The sequence below is a fragment of the Synergistaceae bacterium genome (assembly GCA_031267575.1).
Taxonomy (GTDB): Bacteria; Synergistota; Synergistia; order Synergistales; family Aminobacteriaceae; genus JAIRYN01.
Map to the genome: position 1 here is coordinate 13,780 of JAIRYN010000030.1, position 19,483 is coordinate 33,262.

At 51.0% G+C, this 19,483-nt stretch carries 19 protein-coding genes; all 19 read left to right on the plus strand.

Annotation, left to right across the window (positions count from 1 at the left end):
- The first annotated feature begins 262 nt into the window (after positions 1–262).
- The 19 genes from LBJ36_04015 (at position 263) to recA (ending at position 19,074) form a co-directional block, all read left to right on the plus strand.
- A complete protein-coding gene (locus LBJ36_04015; protein MDR1378196.1) occupies positions 263–2,296 on the plus strand; it encodes a flagellar hook-basal body complex protein in 2,034 nt (677 codons plus the stop codon).
- 47 nt (positions 2,297–2,343) lie between these two features.
- Complete coding sequence (locus LBJ36_04020; GenBank protein ID MDR1378197.1) at positions 2,344–2,568, plus strand: flagellar FlbD family protein; 225 nt, start codon at positions 2,344–2,346, stop codon at positions 2,566–2,568.
- A gap of 229 nt (positions 2,569–2,797) precedes the next feature.
- A complete protein-coding gene (locus tag LBJ36_04025) occupies positions 2,798–3,580 on the plus strand; it encodes a MotA/TolQ/ExbB proton channel family protein (protein MDR1378198.1) in 783 nt (260 codons plus the stop codon).
- Positions 3,581–3,583: 3 nt separating this feature from the next.
- Positions 3,584–4,306, plus strand: coding sequence for a flagellar motor protein MotB (locus LBJ36_04030; GenBank protein MDR1378199.1), 723 nt, complete (start codon positions 3,584–3,586; stop codon positions 4,304–4,306).
- A 21-nt stretch (positions 4,307–4,327) separates the two neighbouring features.
- Positions 4,328–4,780 (plus strand): flagellar basal body-associated FliL family protein, encoded by a 453-nt coding sequence (locus LBJ36_04035; GenBank protein ID MDR1378200.1) that lies wholly within the window; start codon positions 4,328–4,330, stop codon positions 4,778–4,780.
- 106 nt (positions 4,781–4,886) lie between these two features.
- Positions 4,887–5,912, plus strand: a complete 1,026-nt coding sequence (gene fliM / locus LBJ36_04040) for a flagellar motor switch protein FliM (GenBank protein MDR1378201.1) — start codon at positions 4,887–4,889, stop codon at positions 5,910–5,912.
- Positions 5,902–7,026, plus strand: a complete 1,125-nt coding sequence (gene fliY, locus LBJ36_04045; protein ID MDR1378202.1) for a flagellar motor switch phosphatase FliY — start codon at positions 5,902–5,904, stop codon at positions 7,024–7,026. The genes fliM and fliY overlap by 11 nt, the downstream gene beginning before the upstream one ends.
- 261 nt (positions 7,027–7,287) lie before the next feature.
- The gene (locus tag LBJ36_04050; GenBank protein ID MDR1378203.1) at positions 7,288–7,650 is read left to right on the plus strand and encodes a response regulator; all 363 of its coding nucleotides are present in this window, start codon (positions 7,288–7,290) and stop codon (positions 7,648–7,650) included.
- Between the two features lie 264 nt (positions 7,651–7,914).
- On the plus strand, positions 7,915–8,838 hold the full coding sequence (gene fliP / locus LBJ36_04055; GenBank protein MDR1378204.1) for a flagellar type III secretion system pore protein FliP: 924 nt from the start codon (positions 7,915–7,917) through the stop codon (positions 8,836–8,838).
- A 58-nt stretch (positions 8,839–8,896) separates the two neighbouring features.
- A complete protein-coding gene (locus tag LBJ36_04060) occupies positions 8,897–9,172 on the plus strand; it encodes a flagellar biosynthetic protein FliQ (protein MDR1378205.1) in 276 nt (91 codons plus the stop codon).
- 66 nt (positions 9,173–9,238) lie between these two features.
- Positions 9,239–10,036 (plus strand): flagellar biosynthetic protein FliR, encoded by a 798-nt coding sequence (locus tag LBJ36_04065; GenBank protein ID MDR1378206.1) that lies wholly within the window; start codon positions 9,239–9,241, stop codon positions 10,034–10,036.
- Positions 10,027–11,136 carry a flagellar biosynthesis protein FlhB gene (gene flhB / locus LBJ36_04070; protein MDR1378207.1) on the plus strand — a complete coding sequence of 370 codons (1,110 nt, stop codon included), beginning with the start codon at positions 10,027–10,029 and terminating at the stop codon, positions 11,134–11,136. Before LBJ36_04065 ends, flhB begins: the two co-directional genes overlap by 10 nt.
- Positions 11,137–11,218: 82 nt before the next feature.
- On the plus strand, positions 11,219–12,019 hold the full coding sequence (locus LBJ36_04075) for a hypothetical protein (protein MDR1378208.1): 801 nt from the start codon (positions 11,219–11,221) through the stop codon (positions 12,017–12,019).
- A gap of 199 nt (positions 12,020–12,218) precedes the next feature.
- Entirely contained in the window at positions 12,219–13,175 is a 957-nt protein-coding gene (pfkA, locus tag LBJ36_04080) for a 6-phosphofructokinase (GenBank protein ID MDR1378209.1), read from the plus strand.
- Between the two features lie 67 nt (positions 13,176–13,242).
- Positions 13,243–14,076 (plus strand): DUF4392 domain-containing protein, encoded by an 834-nt coding sequence (locus LBJ36_04085; GenBank protein MDR1378210.1) that lies wholly within the window; start codon positions 13,243–13,245, stop codon positions 14,074–14,076.
- A gap of 32 nt (positions 14,077–14,108) precedes the next feature.
- The gene (locus tag LBJ36_04090; GenBank protein ID MDR1378211.1) at positions 14,109–14,513 is read left to right on the plus strand and encodes a hypothetical protein; all 405 of its coding nucleotides are present in this window, start codon (positions 14,109–14,111) and stop codon (positions 14,511–14,513) included.
- Positions 14,514–15,247: 734 nt separating this feature from the next.
- On the plus strand, positions 15,248–16,540 hold the full coding sequence (rho, locus tag LBJ36_04095) for a transcription termination factor Rho (GenBank protein MDR1378212.1): 1,293 nt from the start codon (positions 15,248–15,250) through the stop codon (positions 16,538–16,540).
- A 473-nt stretch (positions 16,541–17,013) separates the two neighbouring features.
- On the plus strand, positions 17,014–17,643 hold the full coding sequence (locus LBJ36_04100) for a DedA family protein (GenBank protein ID MDR1378213.1): 630 nt from the start codon (positions 17,014–17,016) through the stop codon (positions 17,641–17,643).
- 306 nt (positions 17,644–17,949) lie between these two features.
- Positions 17,950–19,074 (plus strand): recombinase RecA, encoded by a 1,125-nt coding sequence (gene recA, locus LBJ36_04105; GenBank protein MDR1378214.1) that lies wholly within the window; start codon positions 17,950–17,952, stop codon positions 19,072–19,074.
- Positions 19,075–19,483 lie beyond the last annotated feature (409 nt).

The following is a 19,483-nucleotide window of genomic DNA, read 5'->3' on the forward strand; positions in this document are numbered from 1 at the left end:
ATAGAACTTTAGAATAGTTTATCAGGTATAAATATTAATGTATTATAGCTTATTCAGATACTACGTCTAACCCGTCGCCTGGATATTTGGATATTTGGATATTTTGGATATTGATATTTATGTTCAAGTTTTAGTTCGAGGGGCGACCATCCGACAAAAAGATAGTGATGACGATAGCAGCGATGGTAAAGCCGGCCCCAAGGAATGAGGTCGCGGTTCCGCGGAGCGGTAATGAAGTTTATCGCAGGAGGGTACTTATAAGATGTTAAGATCGCTTATGACGGCAGTGACGGGTGTGCGTTCCCATCAGACGATGTTGGACGTGACGGGTAACAATATAGCGAACGTCAACACCACGGGCTTTAAAAAAGATCTAACGATTTTTCAGGATCTTCTATATCAAACGTCTCAGGGCGCCACGGGGCCGGGAGACGTCAGGGGGGGTATCAACCCCGCTCAGGTCGGCTTAGGCGTAAAGGTTGGAGCGATCGAGACTATCCATGCGCAGGGCTTCACTCAGTACACGGGCAACAAGTCGGATATGATGATCGCTGGGGAGGGGTATTTCGTTCTTCGTGACGGAACCAGCCGTATCTACAGTCGAGCGGGTAACTTTACTCTAGATGCCAATAAAAAACTGGTGCACTCCGGGACGGGTTACGTGGTGCAGGGTTACGAGATGGAGCGGAATCCGGTGAAAGCCACGGAATATATCAAGGCGGGCGACATCAGCGACATCGTTATCCCCCTAGGCAAACAAATGGAAGCCCGCGCGACCACCGTCGTGGGAATCCAGAACAACTTGGACGCCACGAAGGACGCCTATCTTCCGATAGGTTACGCGGATATTCCCTTCAACAGCAACAATGGAAACGCCAAGGTCAAGATCAGCGACATTGAGTATGACACGAGCTTTATAACAAACTTGAATTCACCTGACGGTACAGGTTACCTGACCCTCACCCTCGACTCTAGAAACGGAACGCTGACGGAGCCGATCATATTCAATATGACAGGAATCGAAGGTGGGAAACCAATTTTAACGCTCAACCCTGACTCTACTGAAATACCATTGAACGGAACGAACCCAGCTGCAACGGCGAACGTAGCCTACAACAACGGCACTTTAAAACTGACGAACCCAGACACGGGAGCGACGCTTTGGGAGATCAATCTACTGGAGAATATGTCCTACAATTCCTTCAGCGTGAGAGATACGAGTGGAGCCGCGCCCGTCGATTACACTTTCATCGCGGAGTTTGATGAATCCAACCTCAGGAGTTCTCCGACGACTCTGACCCTTTGGTATCGAGATCCAACTTCTGACGCCACCACCATGGGAAAGCTCACGGCGACGGTTTCTTTCAAAGCGGACGGTACTTTCGACGCAGTGACGCCTCTGGCTGGAACTTTTCCCGGTGTCTTGGGTGTCTTGAACGCGACTAACTTCAAAATAGCTGTTTCGGCAACCAACGCTTCCATGCTGGAAGTCCAACTCGCCAAAGATCTGACAGCGGAGAATCCCACGGTCTTCGACACGCTGTCGCAGATCGCGCAGGGCGGAGTCGAGCAGACCAAGCTGACGGTCTACGACTGCCAGGGGAACCCCTACACAATGGAAGTTACGTTCAAGAAACTGACGGCGGACCGTTGGAGATGGGAGGCCTTCTTCCCGGACAACCCCGAACTGTTTGACGTGCCTCCGTCGGGCGAGTTGCAGTTCGGTCCCTGCGGCAAACTCGTGGATCCATTGGACGGGGTGGACGTTTACGTCCCCTTCAGCCTCCTTGGAACGCAGAACGAGACCATTCACTTAGACTTCAGCAACAAGTATTTTAAGGGTGACAATTACGTGTGGGATACCGACGCGTTGGAGGGTCTGACGCAGTACGCTTCGAACACTACGGTCAAAGCCTACTACCAGGACGGTTATCAGATGGGTGTCCTGAACGACTACAGCGTCGGACAGGACGGCACGATCACGGGACGCTACTCTAACGACCAAACCCAGCCTCTATACCGCGTGGCTCTGGCGCAGTTCGCCAACCCGATGGGTCTCGACAAAGTTGGGAATACGATGTTCCGCGCGTCCATCAACTCCGGTATGGCGCTGATCTTCGCGGCAATGGAAAATGGATTGGGAACCATCAACGGAAGCAATCTCGAAATGTCTAACGTGGACCTGACGGAGGAATTTACGCGGCTCATCATCTCGCAGCGCGGTTTCCAGGCCAACACCCGGGTGGTGACCACCAGCGACCAGATTCTCGAAGAAGTGGTCAATCTGAAACGTTAATTGAAACGTTAATTGAAGAGAAATTAAAGAAGAGACAAGGTCACTTTATGATTAAAGTCCATCGTTTAAATGGAGAGCTTTTTTTGCTGAACTCTGATATGATTGAGACCGTGGAAATGACTCCAGACACGGTTCTGCGGCTGGTTAATGGACATCGTTATATCATCAAGGAAACCCTCGACGATGTCAAAAGCGCTATCGTGGAGTTCAGGCGGCGGGCGGGGTATTCTTGCGTTCCGTTTGGTATTCCGTTGGAAGCGGGAGACAACTAATCTGTGGCGTTGTTTTTTGGTTTGGTTTGATTTGGTTTTTGACTTGATCTTTGGTTTGAATCTTTGGTTTGATCTTTAGTTGGGTTTTTGGTCTATTGAAAATTTCGTAAGCATTCAAACCCTTACGTCTGATTCTTATTTAGGGGACAGGGGGGCTTCGCCCCCCTGAGTTTGAGTGTTTACGTAGTGCCGATATCCGAATTTAAATGAGGCCCGAGGTGAGGGGAATTTGGATTTAACCACTGTCGTTGGAGTTCTTATGACTTGGATTCTCGTTCTCGGAGCGATGTCCTCGGGGGGGAACCTCATGGCCTACGTAGATTATCCGTCCATTTTGATAACGGTGGGCGGAACACTTGGGGCCATCATCATGGCGCACCCCGGCGATATCTTGAAAACAGTCGGCGGCGCGGTCAAAAGCGCGTTTATCTCCCGTGACCCAAACCTCCTGGCTATGGTGCAGACCCTCGTCAGCTTCGCGGAAAAAGCACGGAGGGAGGGGCTTCTCGCCCTCGAAAGCGACGTGGCGGACCTGGACGACGAGTTTTTGAGAAAATCTATCCAGTTGGTCGTGGACGGAACGGACCCTGAGCTGGTCAAGGCCATCCTGGATACGGAAATTGGTATTTTAGAGGATCGCCACTCCGCGAACAAAGCCGTTTTCGACGCGACGGCGGAGCTGGCGCCAGCTTACGGCATGATCGGAACTTTGATCGGCCTTATCGCTATGTTGGGAAACCTCCAGGACGTGAGCGCCCTAGGGCCGGGTATGGCGGTGGCCCTCATCACCACCATGTACGGGTCCATGATGGCCAACATGTTCAGCATCCCCATCTCCAAAAAACTGGCATCTCGCTCCGCCAAGGAGATCGTGTCCATGGAATTGATGGTGGAGGGGATTTTGGCGATACAGGCGGGGGAAAACCCGCGTATCGTCGAGGAAAAACTCAAAGTTTTCCTGCCTCCGAAAGTGAGGCAGCGATTGGAAGCCACTCAAAAAGGGGAGGAATAAACAATGGCACGTCAAAAGAAAGCTCCCGCAAGCGCTCCAGGCGCTCCACTCTATATGGCGACTTATGGAGACATGGTGACTCTTGTTCTTTGTTTCTTCGTTCTGCTGTTCGCCATGTCCTCGGTGGATTCCCAGAAGTTCAAACAAGCGCTTCTCTCCCTCCAGGGTTCTTTCGGCGTCCTAAAAGGCGGCATGACAATGGAGGAATCCATAAATCCCTATGGCGGAGAAGAGGGTGTAAGCCCAGGGACCTCGCCCAGTTACGAAATGGATACCCAACACGTGGCCTATACCATCGACAGCTACCTGCGAAGCGAAGGTTTGGAGAAGTCCATCCAAATGACGTTCACCCAGCGGGGAATTGTCGTTTCGATTTCGGACCAGTTTCTTTTTGAAAGTGGAAGCGCCGAGTTGAAGCTCGAAGGTCAACGGGCGCTTTATAAAATCGCGGCTCTGGTTAGGGAGGAGGTTCCAGCTATTGCCGTAGAGGGACATACGGACGCTGTTCCTTTGAATGGGGGCCGATACAGAGATAACTGGGGGCTTTCCTCGATCAGGGCCGCAGTGGTGGCCTCCTATTTGCAGAGCTCCGCCGGGGTGTCTCCTCAGAAGCTTCAGGCCGTTGGTTATGGTCCTTATCGCCCTATAGTCCCCAATGATTCGATCGAGCATCGTGCTTTGAACCGGCGGGTGGACCTGGTTTTTTTGTCGCAATATCCCAAGTGAGAGGGGTTTGACCAGGATAGTATGAAAAGGATTTTTGTTTTCATTATTGTGGGGTTAATCATGTTCGGCGTCGGCTTTGGTGGAGGGCTTGTCATGGGGCGTTCAATGGCGTCCGGCGGTGCCGCGTCCGGTAATAATAATACAAGGGTGGCGGAACCGGGACCCATCGTTTCCCTGGGAGAGTTCACCAGTAACCTGGCCGGAGCGGGCAGACACATCATCAGTTTTACCGCCTCCGTGGAGGTCCTGAACGTGAAGGCGACGGAGCTGTTCAGTTCTCCGGGTTGGCTTTTGCGGGTCAAAAACGAAATTCTGTTGATCGTGAAAGATAAGATCTACGAAGACCTCACTAGCGCCGAGGGGGCACTTCAGTTCTCGGAGGAGATCAAACGGGCCCTCAATTCCCAGCTTCCTGAAATCCAAGGGGAAGGTCCGGTGGTGCGAGTTTTGTTTGAAACGTTTGTCTTACAGTAGAACACCCGATCAGTGGTTTGGGTAGAGACACGTGGCCGAGCGTTTTTCAAGGTATACAGTAGGGACGCGCGACCGCGCGTCTGTTAAAGCAGGCAGGTGAGGATTTATGACTCCCGATGTGTTGTCTCAAAGCGAAATAGATTCCCTATTAAACGCGTTGACCAGCGGCTCCGTGGACCTCGATTCCATGACGCGGGATTCGAGCGAGTACAAAATCAAGGTTTACGACTTCAAGCGCCCCGACAAGTTCAGCAAAGATCATTTGAGGGCCATCCAGATGATTCACGAGGCTTTTGCCCGCCAGTTGTCCACCGTGATGTCGACTCTCATTCGCTCCATCGTTTCGGCGGAGGTGGCCTCCGTGGACCAGCTGGCTTACGAGGAGTTTTTGAACTCCCTGGTACAGCCGACGGTGATAGGAACCCTGGAGATGTACCCCTTCAACGGAAACGCGCTAATCGAGGTCAACCCGAACTTGGTTTTCTCCATTATCGACAGGCTCTTGGGCGGCAAGGGAGAGTTCACGGGTAAGGCTAGGGAACTTACGGATATAGAAAAAACCGTTACCGAACGCGTGCTCATGCGGATGTTGGAACTTCTGGAAGAGAGCTGGAGCACGGTGGTGGACGTCCGGTTTCGTTTCGAGACTATGGAAAGCAACCCCTTTTTCGTGCAGATTTGTCCTCCTCGGGACATGGTTCTTCTGGTCATCATGAAAATGAAGGTTGGGGATGTAGAGGGCATGATCAGTCTTTGTATTCCCTATTTCCTTATGGAGCCCATGATCGACAAACTTTCTTCGCAACAGTGGTTTGTCTCCACCAGCCGCAAAAACGACGAGGACGCGAGGGAAAACCTGATGAGGACCCTTGATCGGGTGAAACTTCCTCTAGGGCTGGAGTTGGGGCACACCATCCTGAGTTTGGTCGACGTCTACAATCTTCAAGAGGGAGACGTGATCAAGCTGGACGAATCGGTCCATGACGATGTGGACGTGCGGGTGGGGAACTACGTCAGATTTAAGGCGAAGCCGGGCACTGTAGCCGGTCGGCTGGCGGTCGAGGTAACAAGCGTCGTCCAGACGGAGGAATTTGCCGAGGTCGAGGCCGAAGGAGGAAAAAATGATGGATGAACTACTCAGCCAGGATGAAATAAACGCGCTTCTTAGCGGGGGAGATTTTTCCGCGTCCTCGTCGGATCTATCCACGGAGGATTCTCAAATTCTGGAGGAAGTGGCGTCCATTTTCTCCAACGCCGAAAGCAGTGTGTTCGGCATGTTGGCAGGTCAGGACGTCAATTCACGCATCGTCGAGACGGTAGTGTGCACTCAGGCGGAGTTCAAAAATAAATTGACGGAAAACCCCTTTGTGTTTCGCACAACCCTCGGAGGGTTTCAGGACATTCCACTGATTTTCGTCGTCGACTACCGGGGCGCTCTGACCTTAGCCGACCTCATGATGGGAGGCGAGGGCAAAGAGCTTCCCGAAGAGGCGAGTGAACTTTATTTGAACGCAGCTCAGGAAGGCTTGAGTCAGGTGGTGGGTTCTGCCTTCACCAGTTTGAGCGGCCTTCTCGGAGGCCGCCGTTTGATGCCTGAGAACACCACTTCCGCCCTGGAACAAGAGGATTGGAAGCCTTTCATCGACTTGGGCGAAGACGGTAAAATATGGAATAGCTTGGTGAGCGTGACGATTGGTGGACTGGAGCCATTCGAGGTAAGGGTGGTTTTACCGATGGACTCCGCGCAATCCATAGCCTCCAACATCCGCCAAATCATGGGAGAGCAGTCTTCCAAGCCAGCGGCCCCACCGCCGGGAGGAAAAACGCCTCCTCCGCCCTCTTCTTCTTCTTCTTCTTCTTCTTCTCCTCCTTCTTCTCCTTCCTCCGCCTCTTTTCCTCCTCCCCATGGGGCGCAACAGCCTGCGCCTATAGTGGACGTGCATCCCGCGGAGTTCACTCCCCTGATCTCCAAAGGATCGGGAACGGGAAGCGGGAATATCGACCTAATCGCGGACATACCGGTTCGTGTTACTGTGGAGCTGGGGAAAACGCGGAAAAACATCTCCGAGATTTTGGCTATTTCTACGGGGTCTGTGATCGAACTGGATAAAATGGCCGGGGAACCCGTGGACGTTCTTGTCAACGGAAAATTGATAGCTAAGGGCGAAGTTGTCGTGATAGACGAAAATTTTGGCGTGAGGATTACGGAAGTTTTGAATCGGTCATCCAAAGCTCATTCGGTATAAAGCGCGACCACGCAAGGGTTGTTTTCACATCGCTTGGAGTTTGCACCGACTAAGGGAGAAATAGGGAGAAATGCGGGGGTTAGACTGTTGTACGTCGTTTTCCCTTTGGGCGCGCAAGATCGTGGTATAATCCTTTAAAAGAAAAGTGACAAATGGATGGTGAACCGATAGACAACGATCAAAGTCTGAGGGTTCGACCTCATATTTGGGTGAGGGCGACGGATTTTGACGGGAGAATCTTAATTTAATGAGGGGTGCAGCATGGGCAAAAAGGTTCTTATAGTTGATGACGCTGCCTTTATGCGTATGATGTTGAAGGATATTCTTCAAAAAAACGATTTCGAGGTCGTGGGAGAAGCGGAGAATGGCAAGTTGGGAGTTGCGGCTTACCAGAAGTTTAAACCCGACATCGTAACTATGGACATTACTATGCCTGAGATGAACGGTATCGACGCGGTCAAGGCGATCAAAGCGCTGGATTCCGCGGCGAAGATTGTGATGGTTTCCGCTATGGGACAGCAGCCGATGGTGATCGAGGCCATTCAGGCGGGCGCCAATGATTTTATTGTGAAACCCTTCCAGCCGGAGCGTGTCATTGAGGCCATCTCCAAAGTTCTGGATTAAGGAGTTGTAAGGTCACGGGAGAATTTGGTCTTGCGCCTTATTTGAGTCGTATGTTTTTGGCTTTAGCCATGATGGGCGTGATAGCGTTTATTTTTGTGGGTTGGGCCAAAAAAAAAGGTTGGGTAAGGCGAAACGAGGCGAATGTGAAGATTATGGCATCCTTGCCTTTAGGTAAGGATGTTTTTTTCGTTTTACGTTGCGGCCCCGAGGTCTGGGCTTTGACTTCTGGGCCTGGGGGAACCCGTCTCTTGAGTAGGTGGAAGTATGACGAATGGCTTGTCTTGGAAGAAAAAACACAACAAGACGACGGACTTGGAAACGACTCAAAACACGAAAGTTAGGTGTGTCGCGTTTTCGCGTCTTTTCGTTCGTTTCTTTGTCCGCTTAGTGGTGGTGTTTTGGATTTTTGCCGCTCTGGTGGGGGACGCGCCTTTGGGGTTTGTCTCCCTGGAGGGGGTAATCATGGGGATTGCGGAGGGCGCTCCGGCGGATACGCCGATGGTTTCCTTCCCCACGTTGCAATTGGGCATCGCCCCTGGAGATTCCCCTGAAGACGTGGCTCTCTCCTTGCAGATCCTGCTACTCTTGACCGTCTTGAGCCTGGCCCCAGCTATCTTGTTGATGTTGACGAGTTTTACGAGAATCGTGGTGGTGCTGGGCTTCATCCAGCGTTCTATCGGATTACAACAGACGCCGCCCCAGCAGACCATCGTGGGACTGGCCCTTTTTCTCACACTTTTCACCATGTACCCCACCTGGAATCGAATCTACGAGCGGGGGATGGCCCCTTACCTGTCGGGAAGCGTCAACTCCAGCCAGGCCTGGGAGGAGACTATCACTCCCATCCGAGAGTTCATGTTCCGCTACACGCGGCAGGAGGAGTTGTCCTTGATGATTTCTATGTCGGAAATCGTGCGTCCCAACAACCAGGAGGAGGTTCCCACACGGATATTGATCCCCGCGTTCATGCTGAGTGAACTCAAAACGGCCTTTCAGATGGGCGTGGTGATTTACATCCCCTTCATCGTCGTGGACATGGTGGTGTCCAGCGTTCTTCTGGCGATGGGCATGATGATGCTGCCTCCTATGATGATCTCTCTGCCCTTCAAAATACTGCTTTTTGTTATGGCCGATGGGTGGAACCTGGTCATCATGAGCCTTCTCAAAAGCTTCACCAACGTGTCCTAATCGTAACCTGGACAAACTGGACAAACTGGACAAAAGGGAGAGAAAGGAGCAGAAGAGGATGGGCATCGACCCTATCAGCATGTACGACATTTTGAGCGGAGCGGTGTGGACAATGCTCGTCGTTGCCCTTCCTATTCTGCTAGTGGCGATGGTGGTGGGTCTTTTGATCGGTATTGTACAGACTGCCACCTCTATTCAAGAACAGACCCTGATCTTTATCCCGAAGATCCTGGCGGTGTTTCTTTTTATTGTACTGATCGGCCCCTGGATGGCCGCCAAGGTTCTGACTCTGACTCAGGATATTTTGGGACAGCTCGAAAGATTCATACAATGAGACTACTAGTGAAACTACTGATGAGACTACTAGTGAAACTACTAATGAAACCACAATAAGACTACTATGAGACCTTTTGAAGTTCCTGTCCAACTTTTGATCGTTTATTTCCTAATACACCTTCGCTTTGTGGGCATGTTATTTACATCCCCCTTGTTTTTGGCGACGGCGATGCCTATTCCCTTCAGGTTTCTTTGCGCCGCGCTGTTAACCATGGCCTCGGCGGGAGCACTGGGCAATAAGTTGGAGACTTTTTACGTTCCCATAGTTCTTTTTGAAAGTTGGATTTCGATTTTTATCTTAGCTCTGCGGGAATTGATGATCGGCACCGCGTTGGGGCTTCTAACGGCGCTGCCTTTAACGGCTCTGCAGGTTTCTGGGGAGCAGATCGGTACCGCTATGGGTATCTCCATGGCCAGTGTGATGGACCCTTTGACGCAGCGCCAGTCTTCTATTCTGGATCAAATGCAATTTTTAGTGGGGCTTTGGTTTTATTTTCGCTGGAACGGGCACCTTCTGATGATACAGGCCGTGGTAGAGAGTTTAAGCCTCGTGCCACTGGCAAAACTCTCTCTGGTTCCCGCGAGCGATATGGCCTTGGGTGAATGGTTTTCGGGCGTTTTTCACCTCGCTCTTGAGATCGTTATCCCCTTTTACTGCGCGCTTTTGTTGGCGGACGTTGGATTAGGGTTCCTGGCCCGCACGGTTCCCCAGATGAATATCTTCGTTCTAGGCCTGCCCTTGAAACTTGCTTTGGGGTTCTTCGTTTTGACGCTAGCGCTACCGCTGTGCGTGGACCTGATTTATGACCACATAGAGCGCTGGATTCAATTCGCGCTTTCTAGCGCGACGGCTTGGCGCTAACGCCGCGTCCCGTGATCATGCCACTTTCTTTCGTCTTTGACTTACAATTTTTCGCCCAGGAACGCACGGAACCGGCGACGCCCAAAAAACGTCAAAAGGTACGCTCTGAGGGTAAGATATGTAAGAGCCGAGACTTGACCGCCGCCGTGGAAATTCTGGCCGGGCTTCTAGGTCTGTGGGTCTTGGGAAGCCGTATGGGAAGCGGTCTGGTGGATTATATGCGAGAGACCATTACCTTCATGGGGGACGGGGTTCTGCTACAAGCGGGGTGGTTTTACTCGTTGGAGTACGGGGCTTTATGGGCCTACTTTGACGCTTGGTTATTGCTGGGCCTTATCATTGCGGCGTTTGTCACGGGCATAACGATCAAACAAGTGGGCTGGGTCATCAGCTTTGAACCCTTCAAATTAGACTTCGAACGTCTTAACCCCGTGTCGGGGATGAAAAAAATTCTGTCCGCGAGATCTTTGGTGGAGCTTTTGAAGGGACTTTTGAAGGCGACGGTTTTCTGCGTTGTTATTTACATCGCTCTAAGGGAAAAACTTCCGATTGCCGTGCGCGCGATGCAAATCCCTCTGGAGGAGGGTGCCCTGCAGCTCTGGGATCTCCTTTGGGATTTGGCGATGCGCCTGGCCGTTATGCTTCTGATCATGGCTTTGGCCGACTACCTGTACCAAAAATGGGATTTCGAGAAGTCCATACGAATGAGTAAGCAAGAAATCAAGGAGGAGTACAGACAGACGGAAGGCGACCCTCAGATCAAGAATAAGATCCGCCAGAAGCAGCGCGAATTAGCCAAGAAAAGGATGATGTCCTCCGTTCCCAAGGCGGATGTGGTCATTACGAACCCTACCACGCTGGCGATAGCTTTAATGTATGATCGCGGCGTAATGAGCGCGCCTCAAATCGTGGCGAAGGGCAAGGGGTTGATTGCCCGGAAGATCCGGGAAATCGCCGAGGCTCACAAAGTTCCCATTGTGGAAAATAAGCCGTTAGCCTGGGCGCTCTACGAAGCCGTAGAGGTGGGCGACGAGGTTCCGGAAAAACTTTACCGTGGGGTCGCTGAGATTCTGGCGATGGCCTATAAATTGAAAAAATAAATTCCATCCCGTCCGTCCCGTCTATCCCTTCACGGTTGTTGTATAATCGCTTTAGAAACAGTTTGAAAGGGGTAATAGTGCTTTGAAAAAATTTAAAAAAACCCTGAAGGGCAAATTTGTAGCTAAATGGGCGACGGCGTTTTTTTTAGCGTGGGTTGTGTTGTTCCTTCCTTCGCCAGCTTTTTCGGCCCCTAGCGCGGAAATGACGGAAAAAATTCTCAAAGCCTGGACCCGGCGGGAAGATTACTCCGATAGTGGGATTCAGTCGATCACCATTAAGGTAACCTATTACTCGGCAGAGTATATAGAGGCCTTGGTGCAATCGGAGGCAGAAAAAAACCTGTGGACCCAGGACGAGGCGGAGCGTTATAAGTACAATTTGTTGAAAACCTTGAACCTGGAGGAATGCATCGCTTTTCATGTGGATTTCAACACGACAGGAACACCGGTGTTTTTGCAACCCTTTGATCGTCACTTGAAACTTTACGCTGGGAAAAAGATTCTGGAACCCGTAGACTACGACAAACGATTCAATTTCAAGCTCCAAGGACAGCGTGACGGTATGATCTGGTTTCCCCGCTACGATGAGAAAACGGGCCAGAGCTTGCTTGAAGGTATCAAAGAGTTACGTTTGCTCATCAGCGGATCCATCAGTCAGGCGACCACGAAGACGGGCGACGTCCGTTTCGTATGGGACATCACGGGAGACGATCCCTCTATTTTGAACTCAGGTACAGCCACAAACCGTCTGGAGCTGGATCGCCTTATCAAAAGATTGGACAAGTTGAAAACAGATAGGTCGGGTTTGCAGGAACAGATTAACGTCATTGACAAGGAACTGAACGATGTGGATAGGCGCGTGGATGAGCTGCAACGCCAGTAGAGAAATCTAAAGTAGAGAAATCTAAAAGAGAAAATTCTTGTAGATTGGTATTACAACGGCGCTTGTGAAATATTTCGGAATATTTTCGCGAGCTTTGTAAGATTTGGTTTTTTCTTTGGCTTTATAGTCGAAGAAATACTATACGAAACGTATCTACTAGTTATAAGTAGGTATTAGTACGTTGAAAGGATCGGAGTAAATGAAGCGTATCGCGGTGCTGACCAGTGGAGGAGACTCCCCAGGTATGAACGCGGCTATCAGAGCCGTCGTGAGGACATGTATTTTCAACGAAAAAGAATGTATCGGTGTTCTGCGAGGCTATGAAGGACTTATTGAGGGTGACTATATTCCCTTGGACAGGGCCTCTGTAGGGGGTATTCTCCATCGAGGGGGGACAATCCTGAAAACGGCGCGTAGCGATCGCTTCAAGACCGAAGATGGACGTAAAACGGCATTGCTAAGAATGCGAGAGGCCGGTATTGAGGGTTTGGTGGTAATCGGCGGCGATGGTTCTTTTCATGGAGCCAAGCTGCTGCACGAAATGGAGATGCCGACCATCGGGGTTCCCGCAACCATCGACAACGACGTGGCGGGGACAGATGAAACTATCGGCTTCGACACGGCGGTGAACACGGCGTTGGAAGCCGTCATGCGTCTTCGCGACACGGCTTCGAGCCATGATCGGCTTTTCATTGTCGAAGTCATGGGCCGTAACGCGGGGTTTTTGGCCTTGGAAATCGCGGTGGCTACAGGAGCGGAGTATGTGGTAGTACCAGAATTGCCTGTGAGTATCGGTAATCTTTGTCAAAAACTTCGAATATCCCACAAGGAAAAAAAGAGCCACACACTGATCATTCTGGCTGAGGGTGTCATGACCGCCAATGAAATGAAGGATAAATTGCAGGATACGGGCGGGTATGACGCTCGCGTCACTGTGCTGGGGTACATTCAAAGAGGAGGAAGTCCCACGTCCTTCGACGCGATTTTAGCTTCGAAGATGGGAGCTTACGCGGCCGAATCTCTTTTTATAGGAAAGAGCGGAGTCATGGTTGGTAACGTCAACCACAGAATGATTCTTTCCGACCTGGAACGATCTTGGTCTGAGCAGAAATCCCTGAGCCCTGAGATGCTGAACTTGATGGAAAAGTTGACCTGAGCGGATCCTACTCGGAATCCATTCAGAATAACGATCACGTCAAAAAACGACAATGAATTTTGCTGCCTTGCAACAAATAGTGGCGTCAGGAATTGGGGCACGGGGAGCTTCTTCATTGTGCCGCCCCGAATTTTGGGATGAAGCTCTGCAATTGTTTATTCGGGCGGGGCGTATTCTTGTAATCACAGGGTTTTACATTCAGAGAGCAGAGGCGTCCGAAACCGACGGGCCGCCGGGTGCTGTGGCTTTGGGACGAGCGTTGGCCAGGGTAGGCAAAGAGGTCATTCTGTTGACCGATAGCCGAAACTACAAAAGCCTTTCGGCCTGCTCCCATAGTGTGAGCGGGCCATCAGTGGCAAAAGCTGACGACCCTCTAGACGTTCAGATGGATATGGACCTTCTGGTTTTCATCGAACGCCCAGGGCACGCGACCGATGATCGTTACTACGATATGAAGGGTACGGATATTGGAGATGTGGTGGTCCCGCTGGATAAAATCGCCAAGAGCGCGTTGCGACGCGGTATTCCTGTGCTGGGAATAGGAGATGGCGGCAATGAGGCGGGTATGGGAATATTCTACGACGCCCTGGTTAAATTGTTGCCCCGTTACGCGCCTTGCCTTTCGAGGGTTCCCGCGACTGTTTGTTTGCCTGTGGATATTTCTAACTGGGGAGCTTATGCCCTGACGGCCGTTTTGTCAGGGTTTTACCGTTGTTGGTTGGGAATGGACGAGGGCGAGGAATCCATCATGTTGGAGGCTCTTTCGAGAGCAGGCGCCGTCGATGGGGTGACGGGGTTGCCGAGCGCGTCCGTGGATGGAGTTCCGCTGGAAGGGCCGGGAGGATTGGAAGAAACGGAGTTTCGGTTAAGAAGTTGGTATTCTGGGAGTTTTGAGGTATAATGTCTCGAAAGAGAAAACCTTTTTTATTTTTTGTGGTTTTTTTTGCAACGGTTTTACTGCTCCTTTCTTTTTGGGTCATTCGCCGTAACAGCACAAAGCCGACCGATTCTTTGATGATCCATAACGTCATCATCACCACGGAGTTGGAGAACAGGTTGCGGCTGACGGGAACTCTTTCTCGATTTCCTTATGGGTCGAGGCAGGTTTTTTTACATTTCGACTACAGTCGGGCCGCCAAGGGCAGTGAATTTCGAATTCTCTGGTTCATAGGAGATCAGCTCGTTCAGGCGGATACTTATGCTTTAGATGTGTCGTCCGGGTCCAAGATTTACTGTCTGCTTCGTGAAAACGGCCAGATATTGCCAAGAGGTTTCTATTCCATAAGTATTCTAAACAACTCGGAGCGCCTTTCCGATTTTAGATTTGAGATTTATTAGCGTGAATTGCTTTATAGTTAATCAACGTGAAAAACGTTGCGCTGGGTGATACTCAATATAGCGAACGATTTGTTTTTAGCTATTCTAAATTTTATAAGCAGACAATCGGTGAATGAAACGAGTCGTGTTGATCGCTTAATTTCTTCACCAGGTTTGTTATTTTGATTCACTATATTCACTATATCCTGAGTGGAAACATGTTTTTTAGATTTTTCATGGGAGAGCCAGTGGAAGTTTCCGCGGGTTCGTCCTAATAAACCGTTGTTCGAGGTGAAATAATCGAAATGGCAAAAGCGAAAGAAACAGAGTCGGCTCCTAAGAGACGCAGAAGAACGGTCATATTGACAGAGACGGAGGACAAGAGCCCGTCGGCGGAAAACGCATTGGAAGCGCAGGAAATCCGTCCCAGGAGAACCCGCGTCCGTGCGGCTCAGGTGGAACTTGTTTTGGACGAAGCTCAGACAGCGCCAGAAACTCAAACTCCAGAAACGCAGTCCGAAACAAGAACACGTCTCCGTCGTCGAGTTCGATCAGAATCTTTATCTCCCCCTCTTCCTGGTATGGAGTCGCCTCCTGAAACAGCGACGGCGCCCTCCGCTGTCCCCATCCCTGAACCTTCTGCTCCGGCAAATCCGGCAAATCCGGCAAAAGAAGAGCCAGCCCCGATCAATCAGCAGGCGAATATAGTTCAACCAGAAGTTGTTGTTTCTCTGCCTGTTCCTCCGCCTGTCGTAGTGGAAAGCCCGCCTGTTCCAGAAACGTACTCTCCCCCTAAACCCAAACATTCTTATGGCTATCTCGCGTCTCTCACCTTGATGGATCTCCGTAAAATAGGAAGAGAGTTTGGAGTTGCCGGAGCGGCGTCGCTTCGCAAGGACGACTTGATCATCTCCGTCCTGAGGGCCCAGGCCGAGAGCATGAACTACAAGTTCGGCGGAGGCACTTTGGAAATTTTGCCCGAAGGATTCGGGTTTTTGCGTCCCAAAGGCATGTTGCCCACCGATAACGATGTGTATCTCTCCGTCTCTCAGATTCGGCGTTTCGGGTTGCGCAACGGGGATGTCATTTGGGGTCTCATTCGTCCTCCCCGCGAGCAGGAGCACTACGAAGCCCTCCTGCGAGTAGAGACGGTCAACTTCGCGGACCCAGAGCATTCCCGCAGACGCGCTCAGTTTGGCCAATTGACGCCCATCTTCCCGACCACGAAAATGAGCCTCGAAACCGGGCCCAAAGAATTGGCCACGCGCTTGGTGGACATGTTCGCGCCCATTGGCATGGGGCAGCGAGCGCTTATCGTCTCCCCTCCCAAAGCGGGTAAAACGACTCTTTTGAAGCGCATCGCGGGTGCCATTTCCATCAATTGTCCCGACGTGATTCTGATGGCCCTCTTGATCGACGAGCGCCCAGAGGAAGTAACGGATATTTCTCGTTCCGTGGACGGCGAGGTTATCGCCTCCACCTTCGACCGCCCGGCCGACGAACATATCCGAGTGGCCAACTTGGCTCTGGAAAAGGCGAAGCGCTTGGCGGAGGCCAAACGCGATGTGGTGATTCTGCTAGACTCCATCACACGTCTGGCCCGGGCCTCGAACCTCACGGTCCCGCCCTCGGGACGAACCCTTTCAGGCGGACTCGACCCATCAGGGCTTTATTTCCCCAAACGTTTCTTCGGCGCGGCGCGAAACTTTGAGGAGGGAGGAAGCCTCACCATCATCGGCACGGCCTTGACGGATACAGGCAGCCGCATGGACGATGTCATTTACGAGGAGTTCAAAGGCACGGGCAACATGGAACTACACCTGTCTCGTAAACTGGCGGAGCAGCGTATTTTTCCCGCCATCGACATCACCCGGTCGGGGACTCGGCGCGAAGAACTCCTGATTCCTGAGGACGAATTAGCCCGTTTGTGGGTTCTGCGCAAGCGTATCGTGGGCGTGGACGAGGCTGGGGCGTTGAACCTGATCCTCGATAAACTTCGCCAAACCCAAACCAACCATGACTTCCTGATGTCAATCAAACTTCCTTAAGCGTGAGGACTCCGTTACTGTGGCTGTAAATATTCTCAGAGTGGGGGCACACTCTTAAAGGAGAAGACGTAAGACCGGTTTCAGTCGGTTGTTTTTGTCGATCTTAGAATCCCATGACTTTAGTCGTGGGAGTATGTCAAGTAAACGGAGAATCGGGTTATAAAGTATGCTTAGACATTCAAGTTTAGGGGGCGGAGCCCATTTGATCGCTTCGTCCCTTTAGATGTGGGTTTTTGCGAATATTCGTTGCATATTGTTTATTAGATCAGGTTATTAGATCAGGATGAAAACGGGATAAAAATAAAGATGAAAATAAAAAAGATGAAAATAAAGATGAAAAAAAGAGAAATGGAAAAAATGGAGGAAACGTCCTTATGACCCCGGCGCAAAAGCGTATTTTAATCGGCCTCTCCCTATTCGCCATTATTGGAGGAGGCTTTTTCCTTTACAACTTGGAAACCTTGATCACCTTCATGAAAGGTATCACGAACTGGCTGGTGGCAACGATTGGAAAGCTGGGCTACACGGGGATCGTCGCCCTGATGTTTTTGGAGTCCTCTTTCTTCCCCTTTCCCAGCGAAGTGGTGCTACCCCCGGCGGGATACCTCGCCTGGAGAGGAGAGATGTCCTTTGTCGCCGTCGTGGCCGCGGGAATTACAGGGAGCATTTTGGGAGCGCTTTTCAACTACTGGTTCGCCCTCAAACTGGGTCGTCCTTTTCTGGTTCGGTATGGCAGGTATTTTTTCGTTTCGGAGGAATCCATCAAAAAAGCAGAAACGTTTTTCGAGCGTCACGGGCACATTAGCACCTTGGTGGGCCGTCTGTTGCCCGTTATCCGTCAATATATTTCCCTACCCGCCGGAGTCGCTCGGATGAAACTCGGCGCCTTCACCACATACACCTCTATAGGCGCAGGGGCCTGGGTGGTAGTCCTGGTTCTAGTTGGCTACCTGCTGGGGGAACATCAAGAGTTGCTCGAACGTTACCTACACGTTTTGACGTTTGCCAGCGTCGCTAACGCGATCTTGCTGGCCGTGGGATACCTGCTCTGGTACCGGCACAGGGCCTGCGGCGGGGAACGAACGAAGTGCGGCGAAGCGTAATCGTTTCCGCGACGTAAAGTGGCTTGCGCGTCCGTTCCTCCCTCAAGTATTGCGCTGATATAATATCTCCAGAGGGACTATGATCCATGAACTATGCTTCATGAACTATGATCTATGGACTATGATCTATGAACTATGAACTATGAACTATGAACTATGGACTATGATCCATCCAGATAAGCTCCCATCTAGTTCTAGACAGGCTTGACTTCTATTTGGAGCTATCGGATACTTACAAGGTCGGGCGTTTTTATGTAGACGTCTTCAAAAAAGACAGGTGTACACTGGAAGGGAGAGAATTTCTCATTGTCCAAGAAAAAAGCTCCGCAAAATAGAGAAGAAGTCCTGGAGCAGGCTCTGGAAGATATACGTGAAAAATTTGGGCAGGGCTCCATCATGCGCTTGGGGGAAAACGTCAAGCCCAACGTGGAGGTCATTTCTTCGGGAATTTTGCCTTTGGACGTGGCTTTAGGAATTGGCGGCTTTCCCAAGGGGCGCATTATCGAGATCTTCGGACCGGAGGGGTCGGGAAAAACGACCGTCGCCCTGTACGCCATCGCCGAGGCTCAGAAAGCTGGTGGCGTAGCCGCATTCATCGACGCGGAACACGCGTTAGACCCGCGGTTGGCGGCGACGCTAGGAGTTAACATCGATTCCCTTTACCTGGCTCAGCCGGATAGCGGCGAACAGGCGCTTTACGTGCTGGACACGCTGGTGCGCAGCGGCGCCGTTGATATCGTGGTGGTAGATTCCGTGGCGGCTCTGACGCCCCAAGCGGAAATCGACGGGAGGATAGGCGAAAGTCAATTGGGGCTCCAAGCCCGATTGATGTCTTATGCCTTGCGTCGTCTGACGTCTATTATATCGAGAACCAATAGTTGCGTCGTCTTCATCAACCAGCTTCGCGCGCTGATATCGACGGGCTACGGCGCCGGTCCCTCGGAAACCACCACCGGTGGGCGAGCGCTCAAGTTTTATTCCTCGATTCGCCTGGAGGTTCGGCGAGGGAAAAAAATCGAAAAAGGAGAGGAAACCATCGGCCACGAGTTGTACATGAAGGTCGTCAAAAACAAACAGGCGCCTCCTTTCCGCTCGGCCCACACCAGCCTCATCTATGGTAAGGGCATCCCTAAAGGGGTGGCCGTGGTGGATATGGCTGTGGATTACGACATCATCAAGCGTAAGGGTTCCTGGCTCGCTTATAAAGGGGAGACATTAGGGCAGGGCAAAGAATCGGTCGCTCAGTTCATCGAAAAAAACCCTGAACTGGAGCAGGAGATCATCGCCGAGATTATGGCGGCCGTCAATAAGGGAATCGGCTTCATCACTCCCATCCCGGACTCCAAAGAAGGCGAAAAGCCGGAAGACATCGTGGACGAAGAACTCAACGTGGAAGAGGGAATTTTGGACCTCTCGGAAGATGAAAAATAAGAGCTAACAATATAGTCTTTGCATAAATATCTATTCATGTCTCTATTCGAGTGGATATTTATAGAACGCACTATAAAAGCCTTCCATACTCTGTGAAGAGTGTGCAGGATCAGGTAAAATTCCTGGTCATGAACTTATTTAATTGCTGTCATCCCTAAAGCTCGAAGAACCACAGCGTAGAGATGAAAGAAGCTTAGACGCGAAGGTGACGAAAAAGTAGTGTAATGCTATGTACCGTGGGCTGCAAGTGAAAACTCTAAGAACCGGAGAAGAGTAGCGAACTTCTTTGAACACGCAAAAAACGAAGTAGTTCCGAATGTTTTAGTGAAACTTGACAATTCGGGCACCACCTTGATAGAATCCAGAGGTTAAATTAACCTTTAGATTATTAGCCTTTAATTAGCCTTTA